We start from the raw sequence: 23,669 nt of genomic DNA on the forward strand, positions 1-23,669 counted from the left end.
TTATTCCCCTTCGACCCGCATGATGCTGGCCACGTCCCGCACGCTGTCCAGCGCGCGGAGCTTGTCGACCGTCGCCGACAGCGCGGCGTCGGTGGCACGGTGGGTGACCACGACGAGCGAGGCGTCGCCGTCGCGGCCCTGCTGGCGCACGGTGTCGATGGAGACGCCGTGCTCGGCGAAGACGGACGCGACCTGGGCGAGCACACCCGCCCGGTCGTCCACGTCCAGGCTGACGTGGTAGCGGGTGACCACCTCGTCCATCGGCTTGGCGGGCAGCTGCGTGTACACGGAGTCACCGGGACCGGTGGCCCCGGCCAGCTTGTTGCGGCAGACCGCGACCAGGTCGCCGAGCACCGCGGAGGCGGTCGGCGAGCCGCCCGCGCCCGGGCCGTAGAACATCAGCCGGCCGGCCGCCTCGGCCTCGACGAACACCGCGTTGTACGCCTCGCGGACGGACGCCAGCGGGTGCGAGAGCGGGATCATCGCGGGGTGGACCCGCGCGGTGACGGACTCGCCGTCGGCGGCCCGCTCGCAGATCGCCAGCAGCTTGACCACGCAGCCCATCGCCTTGGCGGAGGCGATGTCGGCGGCGGTGACCTCGGTGATGCCCTCGCGGTAGACGTCCGCCGCGGTGACCTCGGTGTGGAACGCGATCCCGGCCAGGATGGCGGCCTTGGCGGCGGCGTCGAAGCCCTCGACGTCGGCCGTCGGGTCGGCCTCGGCGTAGCCGAGCGCGGTGGCCTCCTCCAGCGCCTCCGAGTAGCCGGCGCCGGTGGTGTCCATCTTGTCGAGGATGAAGTTGGTGGTGCCGTTGACGATGCCCAGCACCCGGTTGACCTTGTCCCCCGCGAGGGACTCGCGCAGCGGGCGCAGCAGCGGGATCGCGCCCGCCACCGCGGCCTCGTAGTACAGGTCCACGCCGGCCGCGGCGGCCGCCTCGTGCAGCTCGGTGCCGTCCTTGGCGAGCAGCGCCTTGTTGGCGCTGACCACCGAGGCGCCCTGCTCGAAGGCGGACAGGATCAGCGATTTGGACGGCTCGATGCCGCCCACCACCTCGACCACGACGTCGATGTCGCCCCGGGTGACCAGGGCCTCGGCGTCGGTGGTGATCAGGTGCTCGGGCACCCCGGGGCGCACCCGGCCGGCCCGGCGGACCGCGATCCCGGCGAGCTCGACCGGGGCACCGATGCGAGCGGCGAGGTCGTCGGCCGTCGTCGTCATGATGCGCGCCACCTCGGAGCCCACCACACCACAACCCAGCAACGCCACCTTCAGCGGGCGCGTACGCATCATCCGACTCCGCTCTGCATTCTTCGTGCTTCGGTATTTCCGGCGGTTTTCAGGGGCCGCCGGAGACTTCGGTCCGTACCAGTCTCGGGGACTTTCCGCACGGATCTACGGTCGTTCCATGATCTGAGACGAGAATTTCGTCATCCGATATCCAGGCGCAGGAGATCCTCCTCCGTCTCGCGCCGGACGATCACCCGGGCCGCGCCGTCCTTGACGGCGAGCACCGGCGGCCTGAGGGCGTGGTTGTAGTTGCTCGCCATCGAGCGGCAGTAGGCGCCGGTGGCGGGCACCGCGATCAGGTCGCCCGGAGCCAGGTCGGACGGCAGGAAGGCGTCCCGGACGACGATGTCGCCGGACTCGCAGTGCTTGCCGACCACCCGCACCAGCATCGGCTCGGCGTCGCTGGTGCGCGACACCAGGGCCACCGAGTACTCGGCGTCGTACAGCGCGGTGCGGATGTTGTCGGACATCCCGCCGTCCACGCTGACGTAGGTGCGCAGGCCCTCCAGCGGCTTGACGGTGCCGACCTCGTACAGCGTGAACGCGGTCGGGCCGACGATCGCCCGGCCCGGCTCCACGCTCAGCCGGGGGGTGTTCAGGTTCGCGGCGGCGCACTCCCGGCGGACGATCTCGGCCAGCGCGGCGGCGATCTCGGCCGGCTCGCGCGGGTCGTCCTCGCTGGTGTAGGCGATGCCCAGGCCGCCGCCGAGGTCGATCTCGGGCAGCTCGACGCCGTGCTCGTCGCGGATCCCGGCCAGCAGGCCGACCACCCGGCGGGCGGCGACCTCGAAGCCCGCCATGTCGAAGATCTGCGAGCCGATGTGCGAGTGGATGCCGCGCAGCTCCAGGCTGTCGTGGCCGAGCACCCGGCGCACCGCCTCGGCGGCCGCTCCCCCGTTGAGGGACAGGCCGAACTTCTGGTCCTCGTGCGCGGTGGCGATGAACTCGTGGGTGTGCGCCTCGACGCCGACGGTGATCCGGATCAGCACCTGCTGGCGCACGCCCTGGCGGGCGGCGATCGCGGCCAGCCGCTCGATCTCCTCGTAGGAGTCGACCACGATGTGCCCGACGCCGGTCTTCACGGCGTGTTCCAGCTCGTCCACCGACTTGTTGTTGCCGTGCAGCGCGATCCGCTCCGGCGGCATCCCGGCGGCCAGCGCCACCGCCAACTCGCCCACGCTGCACACGTCGAGGTTGAGGCCCTCCTCGTGCAGCCAGCGCACGACCGCCTTGGAGAGGAAGGCCTTGCCGGCGTAGTAGACGTCCGCGTCGGTGCCGAAGGCGTCCCGCCAGGCGCGGGCCCGGCTGCGGAAGTCCTCCTCGTCCAGCACGTAGGCGGGGGTGCCGAACTCGGCCGCCAGCCGCTTGACGTCGATCCCGCCGACGGTGGCCACGCCCTCGGCGTCGCGGGCGACGGTGCGCGACCAGACCTTGGGGTCGAGCGCGTTGAGGTCGGCCGGCGGGGCCTGGTAGTGGCCCTCGGGCAGGACGTCGCCGTGCCGGGGGCCTGCGGGGTGTGCGGAACGACTCATGTCCGGGTTCCTTCGAGACCTATGGCGAGGGGCGGCGACGGTCCCCGTTGACCGTCAGCCGCCCCCCGCTGAGCGCTTGGGGGTGGTGCCTACATCCGCTCGGGCGCCGTCACGCCCAGGAGCGTGAGGCCGTTGGCGATGACCGTGCGCGTGGCGTCGGCCAGCCAGAGGCGGGCGCGCGTGAGGTCCGTGACCTCCTCGTCGCCCCGGGGCAGGATGCGGCAGTTGTCGTAGAAGCGGTGGTACTTGGCGGCCAGGTCCTCCAGGTACACGGCGACCCGGTGCGGCTCGCGCAGCTCGCCGGCCGCGGCCAGCACGCGCGGGAACTCGCCGAGGTGGCCGAGCAGGTCGGACTCCCACTCGGTGGCCAGCAGCTCCGGTTTGAAGTCCTCGGCCACACCGCGCGTGATGCCCTGCTCGTCGGCGTTGCGCTGGACGGCGCACATCCGCGAGTGGGCGTACTGGACGTAGTAGACCCGGTTCTCGTTGGTCTGGCTGGTCAGGATGTTGATGTCCAGCGTGATCGTCGAGTCCGTGGAGGAGCGCGCCAGGGTGTAGCGGGCGGCGTCGACGCCGATCCACTCGACCACGTCGTCGATCGTGATGATGTTGCCGGCCCGCTTGGACATGCGGACCTCTTCGCCGTCGCGAAGCATCTTCACGAACTGGCCGATCTTCACCTCGATGTTGTGGCCCATGTCGTCGCCCGCGCAGGCCGCGATGGCCTTGAGGCGGTTGACGTAGCCGTGGTGGTCGGCGCCCAGCATGTAGAGCGCGACCTCGGCGCCGCGGTCCCGCTTGGACAGGTAGTACGCGGCGTCGGCGGCGAAGTAGGTCTTGTCGCCGTCGGCCTTGATCAGGACGCGGTCCTTGTCGTCGCCGAAGTCGGTGGTGCGCAGGAAGACCGCGCCGTCCTGCTCGAAGACGTGGCCCTGCTCGCGCAGCCGCTCGATGGCCTTCTCGACGGCGCCCGAGTCGTGCAGCGTCTTCTCCGAGAACCAGACGTCGAAGTGGGTGCCGAACTCGTCCATCGAGCGCTTGATCTCGGCCACCATGAGCTTGAGGCCCTCGGTGCGGAAGACCTCCAGCTGCTCGGCCTCGGGCAGGTCGAGCACGCCCGGGATCGCGTCGGTGAGCGCCTTGGCGATGTCGACGATGTACTCGCCGACGTAGCCGCCCTCGGGGACCTCACGGCCGTTCGCGGCGGCCTGCAGCGAGGCGGCGAACTTGCTGATCTGCACGCCGGCGTCGTTGAGGTAGTACTCGGTGGTGACGTCGGCGCCGGAGGCCCGCAGCACCCGCGCCAGCGAGTCGCCGACGGCGGCCCAGCGGACGCCGCCGATGTGGATCGGGCCGGTCGGGTTGGCGGAGACGAACTCCAGGTTGATCTTGAGGCCCTTGAGCGCCTCGTTGCGGCCGTAGGCCTCGCCCGCCTCGACGATGGTGCGGGCGAGCGCACCGGCGGTGGCGGTGTCCAGGGTGATGTTCAGGAAGCCCGGACCGGCGATGTCGACCTTGGCGACGCCGGTGATCCCTCGCAGGCGCTCGGCCAGGGCCTCGGCAACGGCTCGCGGCGGCTTGCCGGCCGCCTTGGCGAGCTGGAGGGCCACGTTCGTCGCGTAGTCGCCGTGGTCCCGGTTCTTGGGCCGCTCGACCGTCACGTGCTCGGGCACGGCGACGGCCAGCTCGCCCGCCTCGACGGCGGAGCTCACTGCGGCCTGGATTGCCTGGGAAAGGTCTGCGGGGGTCACGACGCCAAGCGTAGGCGAGACGGGGTGCCCGCCCGCCACTCGGTTTGCCGGTTGAGACGGCGCGGGACGGCGCCCCCTGGGGTGTCAGCCGTGATCCGTACGCTCTGTTCGCTCAGGGCGAAACCCGCCGGGCCGTTCCGCGGCCCGCATCAGTCGGCGGACCAGGGCCACCAGGTCGGCGGGGTCGAAGGGCTTGCCGAGGTAGCCGTCCACCCCGACCGCCTCCCCCAGGTCGAGGTCCGCCGGGGTGCAGGCGCTCACGATCGCGATCGGCAGCCCGCTGGTGTCCGGGGTCGCGCGCAGCCGGGCCGCCGTCCGCAGGCCGTCCAGCCGCGGCATCACCACGTCCAGCGTCACCACGTCGGGCTTCACCCGGCGGACGACCTCCAGGCACTCGGCGCCGTCGGCGGCGGTCACCACCTCGAAGCCCTCGAGCTCCAGGTTGACCCTGATCAGCTGGCGGATCACCTCGCTGTCGTCCACCACGAGGACCCGCCCGGACACTCCCGACACCTCACCGAGGGTATCGGCGGCCCCGCCGCCCCGTCCGGCCTTTGGACACTTCCGCCCGTCGGGCGGCCGCCGGCACTCCGACGATCTTTCCGGAAACCCGTGCACGGACCCCGCCGGAAGCCTGGTAGTGTTCATCCCGTCGGAACGCGCGAGTGACCGACAGGCCAACCGGCCCCCGTAGCTCAGGGGATAGAGCACCGCCCTCCGGAGGCGGGTGCGTAGGTTCGAATCCTACCGGGGGCACTTCGCAGGAAGTGCAACTGAGGCCCAGATCAGTGGAGTTGATCCACGGATCTGGGCCTTCGTCATGTCCGGGCACGGCTGCCCCGGAAGGGGTGCCGACGGGCCCGGGCCCCGGGGGGACGGGCCCGGACCCGTCGGGTCAGGGGGCGCTGCCCTCCACCTGGGTGTAAAGGGCCGCGATGGTGTGGTCGAAGTAGGCGCTGTACGAGGTGTCGTCGCTTTCGCCGCCCTGCTGGTAGCCGCCGATCGCGCCGACCACGTCCCCGGTCGCGGTGTTGATCCAGGGGCCGCCGCTGGTGCCGGCCGGGTAGGACGGGCAGTCGATCACCCGCTGGTAGGCGCTGTGCTGGGCGGTGGTGTTGGTGCAGAGGCTGGGCGTCTCGGCGTCGGCCGGGTAGCCGTACAGACGGACGGTGGCGCCGAAGGACTCGTCGGTGCCGAGCTTGTTGCCGCCGACCACGTCCTCGACGTTGCGGCCGTTGTTGGGGGCGGTCTCCAGGATCGCGAAGTCCTCGTCCACGTCGCCGTTCTGGGCCCAGCCGTCGGCGGTGTGGACCGCGGTCACCTGCCAGGTGCCGTACGGCGCGGAGCCGTCGCGGTAGCCGGGGGCGAAGGTCACGCCGCCGGCGCTGCTGACGCAGTGCGCGGCGGTCAGCAGCAGGTTGCCGGTGGCGCTGTGCAGCACGCTGGCGGAGCAGAAGTGGTTGCCGGGCCCGACCGGACCGCTGAACAGGGCGCCGACGGTGGAGGACTCCCGGTCGTCGGCGGGGGCGGCGGCCGTCCTCCCGAGCGCGACGCTGCGCACGTCGGGTGCGGCGGACGCGGTCGGCGACGGGGTGTCCGTGGCGGTCGGCGTCGGGGTGTCCGTCGGGGTGGGGGTGTCCGTCGGGGTCGGGGTCGGGGTCGCGCTCGGGGTGGTGTCCGCGGCCGGGCCCGGCGAGGCCGGCGCCGCGCTGGCGGTGGTCGGGGCGGGCACGACGGCCCGGGTGCTGCGGGCCACCTTCCCGGCGGCCGTCGCGTCCGACAGGCCGAACCCGTGCGTCCCGGCGACCACGCCGGCCACCAGGAGGGCGGACAGCGCGGTGAACAGCGAAGGGGCGAGCAGACGGTGACGGCGTGACCTCGCGCGGCGGTGCTGGCCCATTCCCTGACTCCCCTGCCCTGGTCGGTGGCGCCTCGTTCGGTCAATGACTGTGGCGCCTCAGCCTGGAAGGCTCGTTACCGTCGGCTTGGAGCTCGATGAGAAAGCGCCCACCGGAGCAGGAGCGTAACCGGAACGGGCTCCGCGATGAAGGCGGTGGAGGTCGAAGCCGGTGGATGTCGCGGCACGGCGGCGCCCCCGCGCTCCCCGGGCGGGTGGCCCGGGGAGCGCGGGGGCGCCGGGGTTGCGGTGCGCCGTCGCGGTCAGTCGGCCGGTGGCCGGTCCCGCCCCGCCTCCGCGCGGACCTCCGCGGCCGGCTTCACGTTGGCCTTCACGTCGGCCATGGCCGCGGCCCGCGGGCTCGGCCGGCCGTCCACGGCCGCCTGCGCGGCGGCCGGCGCCTGCGCGCCGCCCGGGACGGTGGTCGCCTCGGCGGGCGACGGCCGGTGGTCGATCATCAGGAAGGCGACCAGTGCAGCCAGCAGCAGCACGCCCATCGCGACCCAGGTGGCGACCACGTAGCCGTGCACCGCGCCCTGGGCCCGCACCAGCGGATCGCTGGTGATCCGGGTGGCCAGGTAGGTCGCGGTGGCACTGGCGGCGATCGTGTTCAGCAGCGCCGTACCGAGCGAACCACCCACCTGCTGGGCCGAGTTGATGGTCGCCGAGGCCGCGCCGGCCTCGTGCGGGGCGACCCCGAGGGTGGCCAGGCTCATCGCCGGCATGAACACCAGGCCCATGCCGAAGCCGATCAGCAGCACCGAGGGCAGCACCATGGCGGCCCACGGGCTGTCCACCTTCATCTGGGTCAGCCAGGCCATGCCGCCCGCGGCCAGCAGCAGCCCGGGGGTGATCAGGTTCCGGGACGGCACCCTGGTCATCAGCCGCGCCGCCACCCCGGTCGAGCTCAGGATGATGGCCGCCGTCATGGGCAGGAAGGAGACACCCGAGACCACCGGCGAGAAGTGCTTGATCGCCTGCATGTAGTAGGTGAGGAACAGGAACAGGCCGAACATGCCGACCATCGCCAGGCCCACCGAGAGGGCACCGCCGCCGCGGTTGCGCTCGGCCACGATGTGGATCGGCAGCAGCGGGTGCGCGGAACGCCTCTCGACCAGCACGAACACGGCCAGCAGGGCCAGGCCCAGCAGCAGCGAGCCGATCACAAGACCGTCGCTCCAGCCCCGGGTGACGGCCTCGGAGGTGCCGAACACGATGGCCAGCAGACCGCCGCAGCCGAGCAGCGCCCCGGGCAGGTCCAGCTTGATCCGGCGCCCCTTCTCGACGTGGTCGCGGTTGAGCACCCGGAATGCCGCGAAGGCGGTGACCGCGGCGATCGGAGCGTTCACGAACAGGCACCAGCGCCAGTCCAGGTACTCGGTGAGCAGCCCGCCGGCGATGAAGCCGATCGCGGCGCCGCCACCGGCGATCGCCCCGAAGATGCCGAAGGCCGTACTGCGTTCCTTCGGATCGGAGAAGGTGGTGGAGAGCAGCCCCAGCGCGGAGGGGGCGAGCAGGGCGCCGAACGCGCCCTGGAGGGCGCGGGCGCCGAACAGCATGGCCGGGTCGACCGCCGCGCCGCCGAGGGCGGAGGCGAGGGCGAAGCCCAGCAGGCCGAGGATGAAGACGCGCTTGCGGCCGAAGAGGTCGCCCAGCCGGCCGCCGAGCAGCAGCAGGCCGCCGAAGGCGAGGGTGTAGGCGGTGATCACCCACTGCCGGTCCGCGTCGGAGATACCCAGGTCCCGTTGGGCCGACGGCAGCGCGATGTTCACGATGGTGATGTCGAGGACGATCATGAGCTGGGCGATGGCGATGACCGTCAGCGCCCACCAGCGGCGACTGTCGGCGGTCCCATGACCGATGGCGGCGGGTTGAGCAGACACTGGTCGAGCCTTCCGGAGGGGGTACGGAGAGGTCACGCAGTCGCCTTCCAGCCAAACGCCGACGCCGGGGAATGGCAAGGAAAAACCTGACAAAATCGACTTTTGTCGGACAAAAGGACCAGGACCCCGGGACTTCTGACCGAGTCCCGGGGCCCTGATCCCCACCGCGCCGCCTCAGCGTGCCGGGAGCTCCACCCAGCGTGGCGAGAACCCCGCTGGGAACCCCGCTCGGAGCCCCACTCAGAGCCCCACTCAGAGCGCCGCTCAGAGCGCGGAGAGCTCCTCGACCAGGTCGTCCAGCCCCAGCGAGCCCTGCGAGAGCGCCGCCATGTGCCAGGCCTTGAGGTCGAACTCCTCGCCGCGCGCCTCGTGCGCCGCCCGCGCCGCCGCCCGGCCCCGCAGCCAGGCGCGCTCGCCCAGCTTGTAGCCGATCGCCTGGCCGGGCATGCCCAGGTAGCGGACCAACTCGCTGTCCAGGAAGTCGGCGGACAGGCCGCAGTAGCGGCCGAAGAACTCCCGGCCGTGCTCCGGGCTCACCGGCTCGCCCGGCCGGTACGGGGAGTCCGCCGGGAAGTCCAGGCCGACGTGCATGCCGATGTCGACGATGACCCGCAGCGCCCGCATCATCTGGGCGTTGAGGAAGCCCAGCCGGTGGCCCGGGTCGGTGAGGTAGCCGAGCTCGTCCATCAGGCGCTCGGCGTACAGCGCCCAGCCCTCCAGGTTGGCGCTCACCCCGCCGAGGCTCACCTGGTAGCTGGAGAGCCGGTCGGCGACGTACACCCACTGCGCGAGCTGGAGGTGGTGGCCGGGGACGCCCTCGTGGTACCAGGTCGACACCAGGTCCCAGACCGGGAAGCGCTCCTCGCCGAGGACCGGCAGCCAGGTCCGGCCGGGGCGGCTGAAGTCCAGGGCGGGCTGGGTGTAGTACGGCGCGGCGGCGCTGCCGGGCGGGGCGATCCGCGACTCGACCCGGGTGACCGGCTCGGCCAGGTCGAAGTGGGTGCCCTGGAGGTCCCGGATGGCCTGGTCCATCAGGCCCTGGAGGTACTCCCGGGCGGCCTCGGCGCCCTCGATCGCCGGGCCGTCCGTCTCCAGCCACTTCATCGCCGCCATCGGGCCGGCGCCCGGGCGGACCTTCTCGGCCTCGGCCTCCATCTGCGCGAGCAGGTCGTGGAACTCGCTCCAGGCCCACGCGTACGCCTCGTCCAGGTCCAGGTCCGCGCCCGTCCAGTAGCGCACCCAGCGGGCGTAGCGCTCCCGCCCGGCGGTGTCCGGGGCGTCGGCGGCGGCCGGGCCGTACACGTCGCGCAGCCAGTCGCGCAGCGCGGCCAGCGCCTCGGCGGCGGCCACCGCGTGCACGGACAGCTCGGCCCGCACGCGCTCCGGGGCGTCCTGGACGAACTCGCCGAACCAGCCGCCCGGGACGTCCCCGGCCAGCCACTCGCCGAACTGGCCGACCACCGTCTCGACCTGGCGCGGGCCGGACAGCAGACCGCGCTCGATGCCCTCGGTCAGCGTCCGCCGGTACTGCTCCAGCGCCAGCGGGACGCGGGCCAGCCGGCGGCCGATCAGCCGCCACTCGGCCTCGGTGCCGGTGGCCATCAGGGTGAAGGCCTCCCGCGTGTTGTGCACCGGGGAGCCCAGGTTGCGCACCGCGCGGTAGTCCTCCCCGGCGTCGTGCACGGCGAGTTCGGCGGTCAGCCGCTCGCGCAGCAGGCGGGCGCAGCGGCGCTCGGCCTCGTCGTCGGCGGCTCCGGCCCGCTCGGCCTCGTCCAGCCGGGCCAGGGTGCGGCGGGCGAGGTCGGCGATCCGCTCGGCGCCCTCCGGGGAGAGGTCGGGCAGCCGGTCGTCCTCGGGGTTGAGGCCGAGGTAGACGGCGGTCAGCGGGTCGAGGTCGGCCAGGGCCTGGACGTAACCGTCGGCGATGCGGCGGGGAGTGTCGCCGCCGGTGGTGATCAGTTCTTCAACCATTCGGACATCATGGCGGTGCCCGGGCCGATTGCAAGCCTCCGTCGTCGACCGTTGACGGGCTGGGGTCCACGGTCTGACCCAGCGTGAGCGAGGCAAACGCCCGTTCGGAGAGATCCGGTGCGCGACAGGCCCCGATCGGTACCACGCCCATTACGCTGACGGCCATGGAAGCCCGCCCCACCTCGGCAACCGACCCGGCCGCCCCCGGACCGCGCCCGCGCCGCGCCGGCTACCGGCGACTGCCGGTCGAACAGCGGCGCGAGCAGCTGATCGCGGTCGCCCTGGAGCTGTTCGCCGCCCGGCCGCCCGAGGAGGTCAGCCTGGACGACGTCGCCGAGGCCGCGGGCGCCTCCCGGCCGCTGGTCTACCGCTACTTCGCGGGCGGCAAGCAGCAGTTGTACGAGGCCGCGCTGCGCACCGCGGCGGACGAGCTGACCGACCGGTTCGCCGTCCCGTCGGCCGGGCGGCCCTCCGAGCAGCTGGCCGCGGCGCTGGACGGCTACTTCGCCTTCGTGGCCGAGCACGACGCGGGCTACTCGGCTCTGCTGCGCGGCGGTTCGGTGGTGGAGACGGCCCGGACCACGGCCATCGTGGACGACGTCCGGCGGGCGGCGCTCCGGCGGACCCTGCGGCACCTGGGGGTACGGGAGGCCGGGCCGCGGCTGACCCTGCTGGTGCGCTCCTGGATCGCGGTCGTCGAGGGCGCGGCGCTGAGCTGGCTGGACGAGGGGCGCGCGCTGCCGGTGGAGGGGCTGCGGGACTGGCTGGTGGACCAGTTCACGGCGATGGCGGCGGCGACGGCGCTGCACGATCCGCAGACGGCGGAGGTGCTGGCGGGGCTGCTCGCGCTGGAGGGGCCGCGGGCGGAACGGGCCGAACGGCTGCGGGCGGTGCTGGGCGGCGCTCGCCCGGACGGGGCCTGACGGCCTCCCGACCCCCGTGCCAAGGGTCGGGCCTCGGGCCTCAGGCCGCGGGCCTCGGGCCGCGGGCCTCGGGCCGCGGGCCGCGGGCCGCGGGCCTCGGGCCTCAGGCCGCGGGCCTCAGGCCTTGCCGAGCACCTGGCGCTGCCGGCCGAGGCCGTCGATCTCGATCTCGACGACGTCCCCGGGGGCCAGGAACGACTTGCCCGGGTGGCCCAGGGTGACCCCGGCCGGGGTGCCGGTGACCATCACGTCGCCGGGCTCCAGCACCATGAACTGGCTGGCGTAGCGCACGAGTTCCAGCACCGGGAAGATCATCTCCGCGGTGCTGCCGTGCTGCCGCCGCTCGCCGTTGACCCAGAGCCGCAGCGTCAGGGCCTGCGGGTCGGCCACCTCGTCCGCGGTGACCAGCCAGGGCCCGAGCGGGGTGAAGGTCTCCGCCGACTTGCCCTTGTCCCACTGGCCGCCGCGCTCGAACTGGAAGGCCCGCTCGGTGACGTCGTTGGCGATCGTGTAGCCCGCGATCACGGCGGCGGCCTCGGCGTGCGAGTCCAGGTAGCGCGCGGTGCGGCCGATCACGATCGCCAGCTCGGCCTCGTAGTCGGTCTTCTCACCGCCGCGCGGCACCAGCACCTCGTCGTAGGGGCCGACCACGGTGGAGCTCGGCTTGAGGAAGATCACCGGCTCCTCCGGGATCGCGGCCCCGGCTTCGGCCGCGTGGTCACGGTAGTTGAGCCCGATGCCGACCACCTTGCCCGGCCGGGCCACCGGCGCGCCCACCCGCTGGCCGGCCAGGTCCACCACCGGCAACGCGCCGGCGGCCACCTCCCGGGCCAGCTCGGCGGTGTCCAGCCCGGCGAGGAAGGCCCCGTCGAGGTCGCGGGCCCGTCCGGAGAGGTCGTACGCGGTGCCGTCCTGGCCCAGTACGACCGGGCGCTCGGCGCCCGGGGGTCCGACGCGGAGGAGCTTCATCGATCCGTCACCAGCCTTTCGTCGCAGCTCACCGGGGCGGCGCGGACACCGCTCCCGAGTCTGGCAACGAGGTATATCAACGCGCCGGGCCGGTGGACCAGACCGTCCCGATGGGCGGATTTCCATCAAATCGCACGAAGCCACGGGGGCCCGAATAGGTGGCCCGTACGGTTGACAGACCTCCCGGGCCGCCGGATCCGCCGGACCGGGAGGTCGGATCCACCGGACCGGAAAGCACGCCCAGGGCGAACGTCCGTGTGGCGGGGCGCCGCGGGGCGCAGGATCCGGGGCATGGAGATCACCCGGGTACGCGACGAGTTGCACATGATCACCCTGGAGTTCGGCACCGTCTACCTCTGGCAGGACGACCACGGACCGACCCTGATCGACACCGGCATCGCCGGGTCGGCGGACGCGATCGAGAAGGCGATCCGCACCATCGGACCGGAGCCGACGGCCGTACGCCGGATCGTGCTCACCCACCACCACGAGGACCACACCGGCTCCGCCGCCGAGCTGGCCCGCCGCTGGTCCGCCGAGGTGGTGGCGCACCGGCTGGAGGCGCCGGTGGTGCGGCGCGAGCAGCCGGCGGTGCCGCCCGTGCTCAGCCCCTTCGAGCAGCAGCTGTGGGACGGGCTGCCGCCGATCCCGCCGGCCGAGCCCTGCCCGGTGCACCGCGAGGTCGAGGACGGGGACGTGCTGGACACCGGCGGCGGCGCCGTGGTCGTGCACGTGCCCGGGCACACCGACGGCAGCATCGCCCTGCACCTGCCCGGGCCCGGGGTGCTGTTCACCGGGGACGTGGTGTCCAACGTCCAGGGGCAGACCCGGCCGGGGGTGTTCCACACCGACCCGGCACTGGCCCTCGCCTCCTTCCACCGGCTCGCCGCGCTACCGGTGGAGACCGCCGTCTTCGGGCACGGCGACCCGATCGCCGCCGACGCCTCAGCCGCGCTGCGGGCCGCCGCCGAGCAGCACCCGCAGGTCTAGCGAGGGCCCCTGGCCCGGGCCGAGCCGCTCGGCCTCCCGCCGCCAGTACGCGAGGTCGCGGCGCAGGTCGGCCCGGGCCTCCGGGGCGGTGCCGGGCTGCTCGGCCAGCGCCTCCAGCAGGGCGACGGCGGCCGCCCGGCCGCCGTCCCGGGCCAGCCAGAGGGCCAGGTCGTGGCAGGTGCGCAGGGTGCGCGGGTCGGCCGGGCCGCAGGTCCGGGCGAAGTCGGGGACGAGCTGGAGCAGCATGTCCACCGCGTCCCCGGGCCGGCCCTCGGCGCCGTGCTGCCAGGCCTGGTCGGCTCGGCGACGCAGCTGCTCCGGGCTGGGCCCCGGCCCCTGCAGCCCGGGCCGGACCGCGCGCAGCAGCTCCAGCACCTCGGCGGCGTCGGCGGGCCGGTCCGCGGGCCGCTTGGCGAGCAGCCGGGCGACCAGCTCGGCCAGCGCCGGGTCCGTGCCGCGCAGCCGGGGCGGGGTCTCGTCCATGTGCTTGCGCATGTACTCGTACGGCGAGTCGGCGCGGAACGGCCGCCGGCCGGTGCTGACCTCGTACAGCATCACGCCGAAGGCGTAGAGGTCGGCCCGGCCGTCCACGGTGCCGCCGGACCAGCACTCGGGCGCCAGGTACGGGACGGTGCCGACCACGCTGCCGGTGGAGGTGAGCCCGACCGACTGGGTGAGCAGCCGGGCGATGCCGAAGTCCAGCACCTTGGCCCGGCCCCCGCCGTCCTGGATCATGACGTTCTCCGGCTTGATGTCCCGGTGGATCACCCCGCTGCGGTGCGCGACGTCGAGCGCCTCGCAGACCTGGGTCATCCAGGCCAGCGCGAGTCCGTGCTCCGGCAGGCCGTCCTTGAGCACCGCGGACAGTGGGCGGCCGCGGACCAGCTCCATCACCAGGTAGTGGACCTCCCCCTCGGCACCGGTGACCCGGCCGTAGTCGTGCACCGTGACGATGTGCGGATGGGACAGGTTCCCGGCCAGCTTGGCCTCGCGGACGAACCGGCCGACGGCCTCCCGGTCGGCCGCGTGCTCGGCCAGCAGCAGCTTGACCGCGACCGGCCGGTCCAGCACGGTGTCGGTCGCCCGCCAGACCTCGCCGAAGCCGCCCTTGCCCAGCCACTCCTCCAGCCGGAAGCGGCCGCCGAGCACCTCACCCTTGCGCATGCCCTCCCCCAACGTGCCCCCGCCCGACCGGCGTTCGCCGTCGGAGGGGTCACCATAGCGGCGGTCGGGGACGAACGGGTGAACGACGGAGGCTCCGGTGTCACGGCTTGGGCTTGGGCAGGCCCAGCGGGTTGATCTCGGAGGTCTGGACGGCCTCGTTCTCCAGGCCCCAGCGCTTGAGCACCTGCCCGTACGTCCCGTTCCTGATCAGCTCGTTGATGGCGCCGTTGAGCGCCTTGACCAGGCCGTTGTCCTTGTGGGTGGTGGCCGCGATCTTGCCGAGGACGTCCGCGCCGCCGCCCGAGTAGGTGCCGACCACCTCGGTCTCGCCGGTCTGCACGGCGTGGAAGGCCAGGCTGGGGTTGGGGCCGGTGTAGACGTCGATCCGGCCGGAGGAGAGCGCCAGGTAGTACTCGGTGCCGGAGAAGTACTTGATGTCGATCGGCTTGAGGCCGTTGCGGACGTTCTCCTCGCTCCAGGAGAGCAGCAGCTTCTCCTGGTTGGTGCCGGTGGCGACGCCGACGGACCGGCCGGCCAGGTCCTTGGCGCCGGTGACCTTGATCCCGCTGCCCTTCTTGGTCTCGAAGCCGAGGACGTCCAGCCGGTAGGTGGCGAAGTCGTACTTCTCCTTGCGCTCCTCGGTGACGGTGATGTTGGACAGGCCGGCGTCGTACTTGCCGCTGTCCAGGCCGACGAAGATGTTCTCCCAGGAGACCGGGTTGAACTCGACCTTGAGGCCGAGCACGTCGCCGATCAGCGAGGCGATGTCCGGCTCGATGCCGATGATCGTCTTGTCGTCGTTGGCGTAGAAGTCCAGCGGTGGGGTGGTGCCGATCGAGTCGACGACCTTCAAGGTGCCTCTCTTCCGGATCTCCTCCGGGACGAGTGCCGCGATCGCGTCGACCTTCGCCGTCGAGACCCGGTTCTGCTGCGGCGACAGGTTCACCACGGTGCCGTTCGGCGCCGTGCTGCCCTTGGCCGGGGCGAGTTCCGCCGAGGCGCCGTTCGCGCCGCTGCCGCAGCCGGCCAGGACGAGGGCGGCGGCGAGAGAGCCGGCGGCGGTCACGAGGGCGCGACGGGGTAGGGACATGGCGGAACTCCTGCTCGGGTGAAGGGGGTTCGATTCGGGGAGGTTCGGGCGGGGTGCTACAGCACCTTGGCCAGGAAGGCCCGGGTGCGCTCCTGCCGCGGACGGTCCAGGACCTCGGCCGGCGGGCCCTGCTCGACCACCACGCCGCCGTCCATGAAGACCACGGTGTCGGCGACCTCGCGGGCGAAGCCGATCTCGTGGGTGACCACGATCATCGTGGTGCCGCTGCGGGCGAGGTCCTTGATGACGTCCAGCACCTCGCCGACCAGTTCGGGGTCGAGCGCCGAGGTCGGCTCGTCGAACAGCAGCACCTTGGGCTCCAGGGCCAGCGCCCGGGCGATCGCCACCCGCTGCTGCTGGCCGCCGGACAGCTGCCGGGGGTAGGCGGCGGCCTTGTCGGCCAGGCCGACCCGTTCCAGCAGCGCCAGCGCCGCCGCCCTGGCCTCGGCCCGCGGGCGGCCCAGAGCGGCGATCGGCGCCTCGACCAGGTTCTCCAGCACCGTCAGGTGCGGGAACAGGTTGAAGTTCTGGAACACGAAGCCGATGCCGGTGCGCTGGCGCAGCACCTCGCGCTCCTTGAGCTCGTACAGCCGGTCGCCGGAGCGGCGGTAGCCGATCAGCTCGCCGTCGATGGCGACGTGGCCGCGGTCCAGCTTCTCGAGGTGGTTGATCGCCCGCAGCAGGGTGGACTTGCCGGAGCCGGACGGGCCGAGCACCACGGTGACCGAGCCGGCCGGGACGTCCAGGTCGACCCCGCGCAGCACCTCCAGCCGGCCGAAGCTCTTGTGCAGGCCGCGGACCTGCACCATCGGGGCGGCGCCGTCGGTGCGGTCGGCCGGAGGGGTCGGGTCGGCCTTGGTCAGCGTGGTCACGGGGTTCCTCCGGGGGTGCGAACGGCGGTACGAGCGTCGGTACGGGCGTCGGTACGGGCGGCAGTGCGCGCACCGGCGCGGACGTCGGCGCGGGCGTCGGTGCGGACGGGCAGGCTGCGCAGCAGCGTCCGCAGGCGGTGCAGCGGGCCGGGCGGCGGGGTGCGCCGGGAGCCGCGGGCGAAGTAGCGCTCGACGTAGTACTGGCCGATCGACAGCACCGTGGTCAGCACCACGTACCAGACCGTGGCCACCATCAGCAGCGGCACCACCCGGCCGGTCCGGCCGTAGATCACCTGGGCCTGGTAGAAGAGCTCGCCGATGGCCATCACATAGACCACCGAGGTGCCCTTGAGCAGCGAGATCACCTCGTTGGCGGCGGCCGGCAGGATGCCCCGCATGGCCTGCGGCAGCACGATCCGCCAGGCCTGCCGCCAGCGCGGGATGCCGAGCGCGGCGGCGGCCTCGCGCTGGCCGGCCTCCACCGCGATGATGCCGCCGCGGATGATCTCGGCGGCGAACGCGGCCTGGTGCAGCCCGAGTCCGAGCACCGCGGCGCCGAGCGCGCCCAGCACCCCGACCGTCTCGAACTCGCCGAAGGTCGGGCCGAACGGGATGCCGAAGCCAAACCGCTTGTAGAGGTAGGAGAGGTTGAACCAGAACACCAGTTGGACGATCAGCGGGATCGAGCGGAACACCCAGACGTACGCCCAGGCGATGGTCCGCAGCACCGCGCTGCGGGACAGCCGCATCCCGGCCACCACGGCGCCGAGCGCGAAGCCCAGCACCGTGCCGTAGGCGGTGAGTTCGAGGGTGCGGCCGATCGCCTGGAGGATGGTGTCGGCGGTGAAGTAGAGCCGGAAGGTGGCCCAGTCCCAGCCGGGGTTGGTGGCCAGGCCGTGCAGGAACTGGAGCAGGACGACGAGGGCGGCCGCCCCGGCCGCCCAGCGCCACGGGTGCCGGGCGGGGACGGTCCGCAGGCCGGCCAGCTCGGCGGCGTCGAGGCCGGGGCCGGGGGCGGGGCCGGGGCCGGGCGCAGGGGCGGGTCTCGGCGGGGACGGCGGTGCCGGGGTACTGGTGGTCATCGGAGGACTCCTTCGACAGGCCCTGCGGTCACGGGTGTTCGGGCGGGCTGATCTGCGACTCCTTGATCGCCGAGTCGGTGAGCCCCCACTTCCGGAGGATCCGCTCGTACGTCCCGTCCTTGATCAGCTGGTTGACCGCCGCCTGGAAGGCCGGGGTGAGCGGGGAGCCCTTCTTGAAGGCGAAGCCGACGTCCAGGCGGTGGAACTCGTTGAGGAAGCGCACCCCGGCGGCCTCCTGCGCGGCCTGGTGGCGCAGTCCGTTGATGGTGGACATCTCGACGTCCACCCGGCCCTGCTGCAGGCCGGTCAGCAGGGCGCCGCCCTCGCTGAACGCCTTCACCTCGTACGGCTTCTTCCCGGCGTCGGTGCAGACGTTCTTCTTGCTGTTGAGCGTGGTCTCGAAGGTGGTGCCGGCGCCGGTGCCGATGGTCAGTCCGCAGAGCTGGGCCAGGTCGGTGACCGGCTGGACGGACGTGTTGTCCTTCTTCACCGCGAAGCCCTGGCCGTCGTCGATGTAGGTGACGAAGTCGATGGTCTTCAGGCGGGCGGTGGTGACCCCGAAGTTGCCGGTGCCGACGTCGAACTTGCCGCTGTCCAGGGCGGGCAGGATGGTCTCGAAGGCGGCGTCCTGGCGCTGGACGGTCAGGCCGAGGACCTTGGCGACGGCGTCGGTGAAGTCCACGTCGACCCCGACCGGCTTCTTGGTGGTCTGGTCGGCGTAGTAGGCGCTGGGCGGGGCGCCGAAGGACGAACCGAACTTCACCACCCCGGACTTGCGCACCTCCTCGGGCAGCAGCGCGGCGGCGGCCTCCGACTTGCCGAGGCCGGAGACGACATCCTCGGTGGCGGTGGCGGCCGGTCCGCCCGCCCCGGCCGCGCCCGCGATCTTCGGGTCCGAACCGCAGGCGGCCAGTGCCAGGACCGGCAGCAGCGCGGTGGTCGCGAGGAGACGGCGGCGGACGGTGGTGGTTCTCACGGGGGGCCTTTCAGTGGGTCGGGACCAGCGCGGGAAGGGGCTTCTCGAACGGGAGCGGGCCGATGGTCAGGGGGTCGGCGCCGACGTCGAACAGCGGGGTGTAGCCGGCGGCCAGGTAGAGGCCCTTGGCCTCGGGCTGGCGCGGGCCGGTGGTGAGGTAGATCCGCCGGTAGCCGACGGCCGCGGCGGTCCGCTCCAGCTCGGCGAGCACCCGGCGGGCCAGGCCCCGCCGGCGGTGCGCGGAGTGGGTCCACATCCGCTTCACCTCGGCGGTCCGCTCGTCGTACCGCTTGTACGCACCGCCGGCCACCGGCTCGCCGTCCTCCAGCAGGAGCAGCAGCGCTCCGTGCGGCTCGGCGAAGGCGTCGTCCGGGTAGCGGGTCATCTCCTGGTGGGCCTCGGGGCCGTAGCGGGTGACGTACTCGTGGGTGAGCTCGCGCAGCAGCGGCTCGACCAGCGGATCCGCCAGGGCGACCCGGCGGAACTCCCACCCAGGGGTCGGGCTCACGCCTGCACCGCGATCAGCTGGTGCCGGTCCCGCTCGGCGCGGGCCGCCGCCTCGGCCGCTGCCTCGGCCTTGGCCGCGTCGCGCTTGGCGACCTCCTCGCGGACGATCGGGATCACGTACCGGCCGAAGTCGATCGCGTCGTCCAGCAGGTCGTAGCCGCGCGCGGAGAGGATGTCCACGCCCAGGTCGTAGTAGTCCAGCAGCGCTTGGGCGACCGTCTCCGGGGTGCCGACCAGCGCGTTGGAGTTGCCGGCCCCGCCGGTGGCCGCGGCGGTCGGGGTCCACAGCGCGCGGTCGTAGCGCTCGCCGGCCTCGGCGATCTCGATCAGCCGCTGCGATCCGGTGTTTTCCGGGGCCCCGCCGACCGGGCGGCGCCTGGTCACCGGCTCCCCGCTCTCCCGGCGGGCCCGGATGGCGGCCACCGTGCGGTGCGCCTTCTCCCAGGCCAGTTCCTCGGTGGGCGCGATGATCGGCCGGAACGCCACCTGGATCCGCGGCAGGTCGGTCCGCCCGGCGGCCCGGGCCGCCTCCCGTACCCGCTCGATCTGCTCGGCGGTACGGGCCAGCGGCTCGCCCCACAGGCAGTAGATGTCGGCCTCGGCCCCGCCGGCCGCGTAGGCGGCGTCCGAGGAGCCGCCGAAGGAGACCGCCGGGCGCGGCTGCTGGACCGGGAAGACGTCGGAGACGAAGTCGTTGAAGCGGTAGTGCGGGCCCTCGTGGTCGAAGGGCTCCCGGCTGGTCCAGGCCTTCTTCACGATGCCGATGTACTCGCGGGTGCGCTCGTAGCGCTGTTCCTTGGTGAGGAAGTCGCCCTCGCGCTGCTGCTCGTGGTCGGTGCCGCCGGTGATGAAGTGGACGGTCAGCCGGCCCTCGCTGATCTGGTCGAGGGTCGCGAAGGTCTTGGCGGCGAAGGTCGGGTAGGAGACGTTCGGCCGGTGGGCGAGCAGGATCTGCAGCCGGTCGAGGTGCGAGGCGAGGAAGGCCGCCGCGGCCGCGGGCTCCGGGGAGCCGGAGCCGTACGCGAAGAGCACCCGGTCCCAGCCGTGGTCCTCGTGCGCCCGGGCCAGCCGCAGGGTGTAGTCGCGGTCGAAGGCGGCGGTGGTGCGCGGGTTGGTCTCCGAACCGTCGCCGGTGGCGGCGATGCCGAGGAATTCGACGGGCATGGCGGAACCTTTCGGGTGGGCTGACTCCGGTGGGCTGCGGGTGGGCAGGCCGGAGGCGGCCGCGGCGGGGCGCGGCCGTCGGGCACGGGGCGGTGACGCGGGCGTACAGGCGTACGGGCGTACGGGCGTACGGACGTGCGGACGCGGGAGGAGGGACGCGGAAGGAGGGCGGACGCGAGCGGGAACTGCCGGAGCGCAGAACGAGGGCGGTGGAGGGCGAGGCGGCAGCGTGCGCCTGATGATCCGTCAACTACCGTGACGGACCATGGTTCCCGGCCCGCGACGGGGCACACCGAGGGAGGTCTCCCCGAAGGGATTCAGGGCCGGACGGGCGGCCCGCTGCCGGGTCAGCCGCGACACGCCGCGGACCACACCCGACCGAAGTCGATGTGGTCGCGGGTGACCAGGGGCTGCTCGGCGTACATGGCTCCAAGTTGAGCAGTCGGCCGAGCGGTACGTCAACCGTGCATCATTGCCGCACTGTTGCGATCTCCTGTCGCTTCTCCCGCCGCCCGCGAGCGGCCCCGACCGCGCCCCTACCGCCCCCCGATCACCCTTGACAGCCGTCGATCGCGCATGCGTACGATCGACATGGAGTGCAGTGCGTTGCGCCGGCCGCGTTGAGGGACGCGAGCCGGTGCGCGAGGGCCCGTACGTGATCACACCCGTACCTCTCCCCGCCCGCACTCCGCCCAGGAGCCGCCGCCATGGCCACCCCGCAGGACGTCCTGCCCGCCCCCGCACCCGCCGCCGCGCCCACCCTCACCGAGAGCCCGCCGGCGCCCCCTGAGGCCCGGATCGTCGCCCGCCGCAGGCCCGGGCAGTGGATCGCCGCGGCCGCCGCCCTGCTGCTGGCCGCGATGGCGGTCGGCTCGGTGGTCCGCAACAAGGCCTTCCAGTGGGGCGTGGTCGCCGAGTGGTTCACCGCCCGGTCCGTCCTCAACGGCCTGACCCTCACCCTGTGGCTGACCGCCGTCACCCTCGCCCTCGGCTTCGTCCTCGGCACCGTCCTGGCCACCATGCGGCTGTCCACCAACCCGGTGCTGCGCACGCTCAGTTGGGGCTACATCTGGATCTTCCGCTCCACCCCGCCGCTGGTGCAGCTGCTGTTCTTCTTCAACATCGGCGCGCTCTACCCGACCCTCGGCCTGGGCATCCCCTTCGGCCCCGAGTTCGTCACGGTCAGGACCGTCAACCTGATCGGCCCGACCCTGACCGCCGTCATCGGCCTCACCCTGCTGGAGAGCGCGTACGCCGCCGAGGTGATCCGCGGCGGCATCCTCTCCGTCGACCGCGGCCAGCTGGAGGCGGCCGCCGCGCTCGGGCTCGGCCGGTGGCGGGTGCTGCGCCGGATCGTGGTGCCGCAGGCGATGCGCGCGATCGTGCCGAGCGCCGGGAACATGCTGATCGGGGCGCTCAAGGGCACCAGCATCGTCAGCGTGCTGGCCGTCTCCGACCTGCTCTACTCGGTGCAACTGGTCTATCTGCAGTCCTACCAGGTCATCCCGATGCTGATGGTCGCCACCCTCTGGTACCTGGTGGTCACCACCGTGCTGTCGCTCCTCCAGTACTACGTCGAACGCCACTTCGCCAGGGGCGCGACCCGGGACGGCCTGCCGCCCACCCCGCTGCAGCGCGCCCGCGCCGCCCTCGCCCGGGTGGTCCGGGCATGACGACGACGCTCGTGATCGTCGGCGCCGGGCCGCGCGGCACCGGACTGCTGGAGCGGATCGCCGCCAACGCCGCCGAACTCCTCCCCGCCGACCAGCCGTTGGAGATCCACCTGGTCGACCCGTACCCGCCCGGCGCGGGCCGGATCTGGCGCCGCGACCAGTCCCCGCTGCTGCGGATGAACTCGATGGCCGAGGACGTCACCATGTTCACCGACGAGCGCTCCACCATCGAGGGCCCGGTCCGCCCCGGCCCCTCACTGGCCGAATGGGCCCTGCGGCAAAGGGAGTTCGCGCCCTACCGGGAGGTCGCCGACCCGGCCGTACGGGCCGAGCTGGCCACCCTGGCGCCCACCGACTTCCCCACCCGGCGCGCCCAGAGCGCCTACCTGGACTGGGTGTTCCGCCGCGCCGTCGCCGACCTGCCGACCCACGTCACGGTCACCGTCCACCGGGGCACGGTACGGCGGATCGACGGACCGGCCGACGGCCCGCAGACCGTCCACCTGGACGGCACCACCCTCACCGCCGACCATGTCGCCCTCACCCTCGGCCACCTCGACTCCGCCCCGCACCCCCGGTACGCCGCCGACGCCGCCTTCGCCGCCCGGCACGGCCGCTTCCACCTCCCGCCCGCCTACTCCGCCGACGTCGAGGCCGAGTTGGCCCGGATCGCCCCCGGCGAGCAGGTGGCGCTGCGCGGCTTCGGCCTGGCCTCCGTCGACCTGGTCGCGATGCTCACCGAGGGGCGCGGCGGCCGCTTCGAACCCACCGGCGAGGGGCCCGCCCTGCGCTACCTCCCGTCCGGCCGCGAACCGGTACTGCACCTGGGCTCCCGGCGCGGCGTGCCCTACCACTCCAAGACCGACTACCGGCTCCAGGGGCCGCCCGCCCCGCTCCCCCGGTACTTCGACGCGGCCGCCGTGGACGCCCTGCTCGCCACCGGCCGGCCGCTGCGGCTGCGCCGCGACGTCTGGCCGGCGATGGCCAAGGAGGTCGGCTTCGGGCACTACCACGAGCTGTTCCACGCCCACCCGGAGCGCACCGCGCTGCCCTGGCCCGAGTTCCTCGCCCGGTACGACCGGCACGACTGGTACTCCCCCGAACTGGCCGCACTCGTCGCCGAGGCCGTCCCCGACCCGGCCGACCGGATCGACTTCGAACGGCTCGACCACCCGCTGGCCGGGCTCGAACTCGGCTCCGCCGAGGAGCTCCAGGCCCACCTGCGCGACTACGTCACCGCCGACGCCGACCGCCGCGCCGACCCGGCCCACAGCGCCGACCTGGGCGCCTTCCTCGCCCTGCTGTCGCTGTTCGGCCAGCTCCCGCGGATCCTCGCCTCCGGCCGGCTCACCGCCCGCTCGGTCGCCGAGGACGTCGACGAGTGGTTCTTCGGCTATTTCAGCTTCCTCGCCTCCGGCCCGCCCGGCTTCCGGCTGCGCCAGCTGCTCGCGCTCTCCGAGGCCGGGGTGGTGCGCTTCCTCGGCGCGGGCGTACGGATCGAGCGGGACGAGGCCACCGGCACCTGGCGGGCCTCCGGCAGCACCGTGCCGGGCCACGCCGTCACCGTCACCGCGCTGGTCGAGGCGTACCTGCCCAAGCACGCGCTGGCCCGCACCCTCGACCCGGTGCTGGACTCGCTGCACCGCGCCGGACGGGTGGCGGAGGAGGTGGTGAGCGACGCGGAGCACACCCACCGCTCCGGGCTGGTCACCATCGACCCCGCCGACAGCCGCCTGATCGACCCGGCCCTGGGCGGCGCCCCGCACCCGCGCCGCACCGCACTCGGCCCGCACACCAGCCTCCGGGCGGCCGCCGCCTTCGCCCGGCCCCGCACCAACGCCCCGGCCTTCCGCCAGAACGACGCCGCCGCCCGGGCCCTGCTCCGCGCCCTGGCCGCACTCCCGGCGGCGGCCCTGGTGGGGTGAGGCCGGGGGC

General features: G+C 73.2%; 19 protein-coding genes and 1 tRNA gene. 5 read left to right on the top strand and 15 right to left on the bottom strand.

The features are described 5' to 3' along the window. The 4 genes from ACIQWA_RS11940 to ACIQWA_RS11955 all read right to left on the bottom strand — a co-directional run bounded on the left by ACIQWA_RS11940 (position 1) and on the right by ACIQWA_RS11955 (position 5,077). On the bottom strand, positions 1 to 1,293 hold the full coding sequence (locus ACIQWA_RS11940; protein ID WP_360233585.1) for a homoserine dehydrogenase: 1,293 nt from the start codon (positions 1,291 to 1,293) through the stop codon (positions 1 to 3). A 137-nt stretch (positions 1,294 to 1,430) separates the two neighbouring features. Further along, positions 1,431 to 2,822 carry a diaminopimelate decarboxylase gene (gene lysA, locus ACIQWA_RS11945; protein WP_402481195.1) on the bottom strand — a complete coding sequence of 464 codons (1,392 nt, stop codon included), beginning with the start codon at positions 2,820 to 2,822 and terminating at the stop codon, positions 1,431 to 1,433. Between the two features lie 89 nt (positions 2,823 to 2,911). Then, positions 2,912 to 4,573: an arginine--tRNA ligase gene (gene argS / locus ACIQWA_RS11950; RefSeq protein ID WP_402481197.1), complete on the bottom strand. Its 1,662-nt coding sequence runs from the start codon at positions 4,571 to 4,573 to the stop codon at positions 2,912 to 2,914. A gap of 84 nt (positions 4,574 to 4,657) precedes the next feature. Then, the gene (locus tag ACIQWA_RS11955; RefSeq protein ID WP_402481608.1) at positions 4,658 to 5,077 is read right to left on the bottom strand and encodes a response regulator; all 420 of its coding nucleotides are present in this window, start codon (positions 5,075 to 5,077) and stop codon (positions 4,658 to 4,660) included. 180 nt (positions 5,078 to 5,257) lie between these two features. Between ACIQWA_RS11955 and ACIQWA_RS11960 the strand changes: the two genes are divergently transcribed. After that, positions 5,258 to 5,329: transfer RNA gene (locus ACIQWA_RS11960), tRNA-Arg, on the top strand. Positions 5,330 to 5,468: 139 nt separating this feature from the next. Here the strand turns inward: ACIQWA_RS11960 and ACIQWA_RS11965 are convergent. From ACIQWA_RS11965 to ACIQWA_RS11975, 3 genes are all read right to left on the bottom strand, one after another. Next, positions 5,469 to 6,473 carry a trypsin-like serine peptidase gene (locus ACIQWA_RS11965; protein ID WP_402481200.1) on the bottom strand — a complete coding sequence of 335 codons (1,005 nt, stop codon included), beginning with the start codon at positions 6,471 to 6,473 and terminating at the stop codon, positions 5,469 to 5,471. 260 nt (positions 6,474 to 6,733) lie between these two features. Next, positions 6,734 to 8,266 (bottom strand): MFS transporter, encoded by a 1,533-nt coding sequence (locus ACIQWA_RS11970; RefSeq protein ID WP_402481610.1) that lies wholly within the window; start codon positions 8,264 to 8,266, stop codon positions 6,734 to 6,736. 351 nt (positions 8,267 to 8,617) lie between these two features. After that, entirely contained in the window at positions 8,618 to 10,324 is a 1,707-nt protein-coding gene (locus ACIQWA_RS11975; protein ID WP_402481202.1) for a DUF885 domain-containing protein, read from the bottom strand. Positions 10,325 to 10,488: 164 nt separating this feature from the next. Here ACIQWA_RS11975 and ACIQWA_RS11980 point away from each other — a divergent pair, with 164 nt between their 5' ends. After that, on the top strand, positions 10,489 to 11,247 hold the full coding sequence (locus tag ACIQWA_RS11980; protein WP_402481203.1) for a TetR/AcrR family transcriptional regulator: 759 nt from the start codon (positions 10,489 to 10,491) through the stop codon (positions 11,245 to 11,247). 117 nt (positions 11,248 to 11,364) lie between these two features. Here ACIQWA_RS11980 and ACIQWA_RS11985 read toward each other — a convergent pair whose 3' ends face one another. Then, positions 11,365 to 12,216, bottom strand: coding sequence for a fumarylacetoacetate hydrolase family protein (locus tag ACIQWA_RS11985; protein WP_402481206.1), 852 nt, complete (start codon positions 12,214 to 12,216; stop codon positions 11,365 to 11,367). Positions 12,217 to 12,507: 291 nt separating this feature from the next. On the opposite strand from ACIQWA_RS11985, the gene ACIQWA_RS11990 reads away from it, so the two are divergent. Then, complete coding sequence (locus tag ACIQWA_RS11990) at positions 12,508 to 13,206, top strand: MBL fold metallo-hydrolase (protein WP_402481208.1); 699 nt, start codon at positions 12,508 to 12,510, stop codon at positions 13,204 to 13,206. Here the strand turns inward: ACIQWA_RS11990 and ACIQWA_RS11995 are convergent. The 7 genes from ACIQWA_RS11995 to ACIQWA_RS12025 all read right to left on the bottom strand — a co-directional run bounded on the left by ACIQWA_RS11995 (position 13,162) and on the right by ACIQWA_RS12025 (position 20,061). Beyond that, positions 13,162 to 14,370 carry a serine/threonine-protein kinase gene (locus ACIQWA_RS11995; RefSeq protein WP_402481210.1) on the bottom strand — a complete coding sequence of 403 codons (1,209 nt, stop codon included), beginning with the start codon at positions 14,368 to 14,370 and terminating at the stop codon, positions 13,162 to 13,164. The genes ACIQWA_RS11990 and ACIQWA_RS11995 overlap by 45 nt on opposite strands. Before the next feature lie 100 nt (positions 14,371 to 14,470). Further along, positions 14,471 to 15,460, bottom strand: a complete 990-nt coding sequence (locus tag ACIQWA_RS12000; protein WP_402481211.1) for a transporter substrate-binding domain-containing protein — start codon at positions 15,458 to 15,460, stop codon at positions 14,471 to 14,473. Between the two features lie 56 nt (positions 15,461 to 15,516). Then, positions 15,517 to 16,269, bottom strand: coding sequence for an amino acid ABC transporter ATP-binding protein (locus ACIQWA_RS12005; RefSeq protein ID WP_360233704.1), 753 nt, complete (start codon positions 16,267 to 16,269; stop codon positions 15,517 to 15,519). Between the two features lie 59 nt (positions 16,270 to 16,328). Continuing rightward, on the bottom strand, positions 16,329 to 17,414 hold the full coding sequence (locus ACIQWA_RS12010; RefSeq protein ID WP_402481214.1) for an amino acid ABC transporter permease: 1,086 nt from the start codon (positions 17,412 to 17,414) through the stop codon (positions 16,329 to 16,331). Between the two features lie 28 nt (positions 17,415 to 17,442). Then, complete coding sequence (locus tag ACIQWA_RS12015) at positions 17,443 to 18,390, bottom strand: ABC transporter substrate-binding protein (protein ID WP_360233549.1); 948 nt, start codon at positions 18,388 to 18,390, stop codon at positions 17,443 to 17,445. Between the two features lie 10 nt (positions 18,391 to 18,400). Beyond that, complete coding sequence (locus ACIQWA_RS12020; protein ID WP_402481217.1) at positions 18,401 to 18,898, bottom strand: GNAT family N-acetyltransferase; 498 nt, start codon at positions 18,896 to 18,898, stop codon at positions 18,401 to 18,403. Beyond that, positions 18,895 to 20,061: an LLM class flavin-dependent oxidoreductase gene (locus ACIQWA_RS12025; protein WP_402481220.1), complete on the bottom strand. Its 1,167-nt coding sequence runs from the start codon at positions 20,059 to 20,061 to the stop codon at positions 18,895 to 18,897. The genes ACIQWA_RS12020 and ACIQWA_RS12025 overlap by 4 nt, the downstream gene beginning before the upstream one ends. A gap of 707 nt (positions 20,062 to 20,768) precedes the next feature. On the opposite strand from ACIQWA_RS12025, the gene ACIQWA_RS12030 reads away from it, so the two are divergent. Next, positions 20,769 to 21,734: an amino acid ABC transporter permease gene (locus ACIQWA_RS12030; protein WP_402481223.1), complete on the top strand. Its 966-nt coding sequence runs from the start codon at positions 20,769 to 20,771 to the stop codon at positions 21,732 to 21,734. Then, complete coding sequence (locus ACIQWA_RS12035; protein ID WP_402481226.1) at positions 21,731 to 23,659, top strand: FAD/NAD(P)-binding protein; 1,929 nt, start codon at positions 21,731 to 21,733, stop codon at positions 23,657 to 23,659. Before ACIQWA_RS12030 ends, ACIQWA_RS12035 begins: the two co-directional genes overlap by 4 nt. Positions 23,660 to 23,669 lie beyond the last annotated feature (10 nt).

It is taken from the genome of Kitasatospora sp. NPDC098652, assembly GCF_044760155.1.
In the GTDB taxonomy this organism is placed as follows: Bacteria; Actinomycetota; Actinomycetes; order Streptomycetales; family Streptomycetaceae; genus Kitasatospora.

Bases quoted from the DNA above. Each gene is read 5' to 3' on its own strand.
- ACIQWA_RS11940 (WP_360233585.1), bottom strand. From the start codon at position 1,293: ATGATGCGTACGCGCCCGCTGAAGGTGGCGTTGCTGGGTTGTGGTGTG.
- lysA (WP_402481195.1), bottom strand. From the start codon at position 2,822: ATGAGTCGTTCCGCACACCCCGCAGGCCCCCGGCACGGCGACGTCCTG.
- ACIQWA_RS11965 (WP_402481200.1), bottom strand. From the start codon at position 6,473: ATGGGCCAGCACCGCCGCGCGAGGTCACGCCGTCACCGTCTGCTCGCC.
- ACIQWA_RS11970 (WP_402481610.1), bottom strand. From the start codon at position 8,266: ATGATCGTCCTCGACATCACCATCGTGAACATCGCGCTGCCGTCGGCC.
- ACIQWA_RS11975 (WP_402481202.1), bottom strand. From the start codon at position 10,324: ATGGTTGAAGAACTGATCACCACCGGCGGCGACACTCCCCGCCGCATC.
- ACIQWA_RS11980 (WP_402481203.1), top strand. From the start codon at position 10,489: ATGGAAGCCCGCCCCACCTCGGCAACCGACCCGGCCGCCCCCGGACCG.
- ACIQWA_RS11985 (WP_402481206.1), bottom strand. From the start codon at position 12,216: ATGAAGCTCCTCCGCGTCGGACCCCCGGGCGCCGAGCGCCCGGTCGTA.
- ACIQWA_RS11990 (WP_402481208.1), top strand. From the start codon at position 12,508: ATGGAGATCACCCGGGTACGCGACGAGTTGCACATGATCACCCTGGAG.
- ACIQWA_RS11995 (WP_402481210.1), bottom strand. From the start codon at position 14,370: ATGCGCAAGGGTGAGGTGCTCGGCGGCCGCTTCCGGCTGGAGGAGTGG.
- ACIQWA_RS12000 (WP_402481211.1), bottom strand. From the start codon at position 15,460: ATGTCCCTACCCCGTCGCGCCCTCGTGACCGCCGCCGGCTCTCTCGCC.
- ACIQWA_RS12005 (WP_360233704.1), bottom strand. From the start codon at position 16,269: ATGGTGCAGGTCCGCGGCCTGCACAAGAGCTTCGGCCGGCTGGAGGTG.
- ACIQWA_RS12010 (WP_402481214.1), bottom strand. From the start codon at position 17,414: ATGACCACCAGTACCCCGGCACCGCCGTCCCCGCCGAGACCCGCCCCT.
- ACIQWA_RS12025 (WP_402481220.1), bottom strand. From the start codon at position 20,061: ATGCCCGTCGAATTCCTCGGCATCGCCGCCACCGGCGACGGTTCGGAG.
- ACIQWA_RS12030 (WP_402481223.1), top strand. From the start codon at position 20,769: ATGGCCACCCCGCAGGACGTCCTGCCCGCCCCCGCACCCGCCGCCGCG.
- ACIQWA_RS12035 (WP_402481226.1), top strand. From the start codon at position 21,731: ATGACGACGACGCTCGTGATCGTCGGCGCCGGGCCGCGCGGCACCGGA.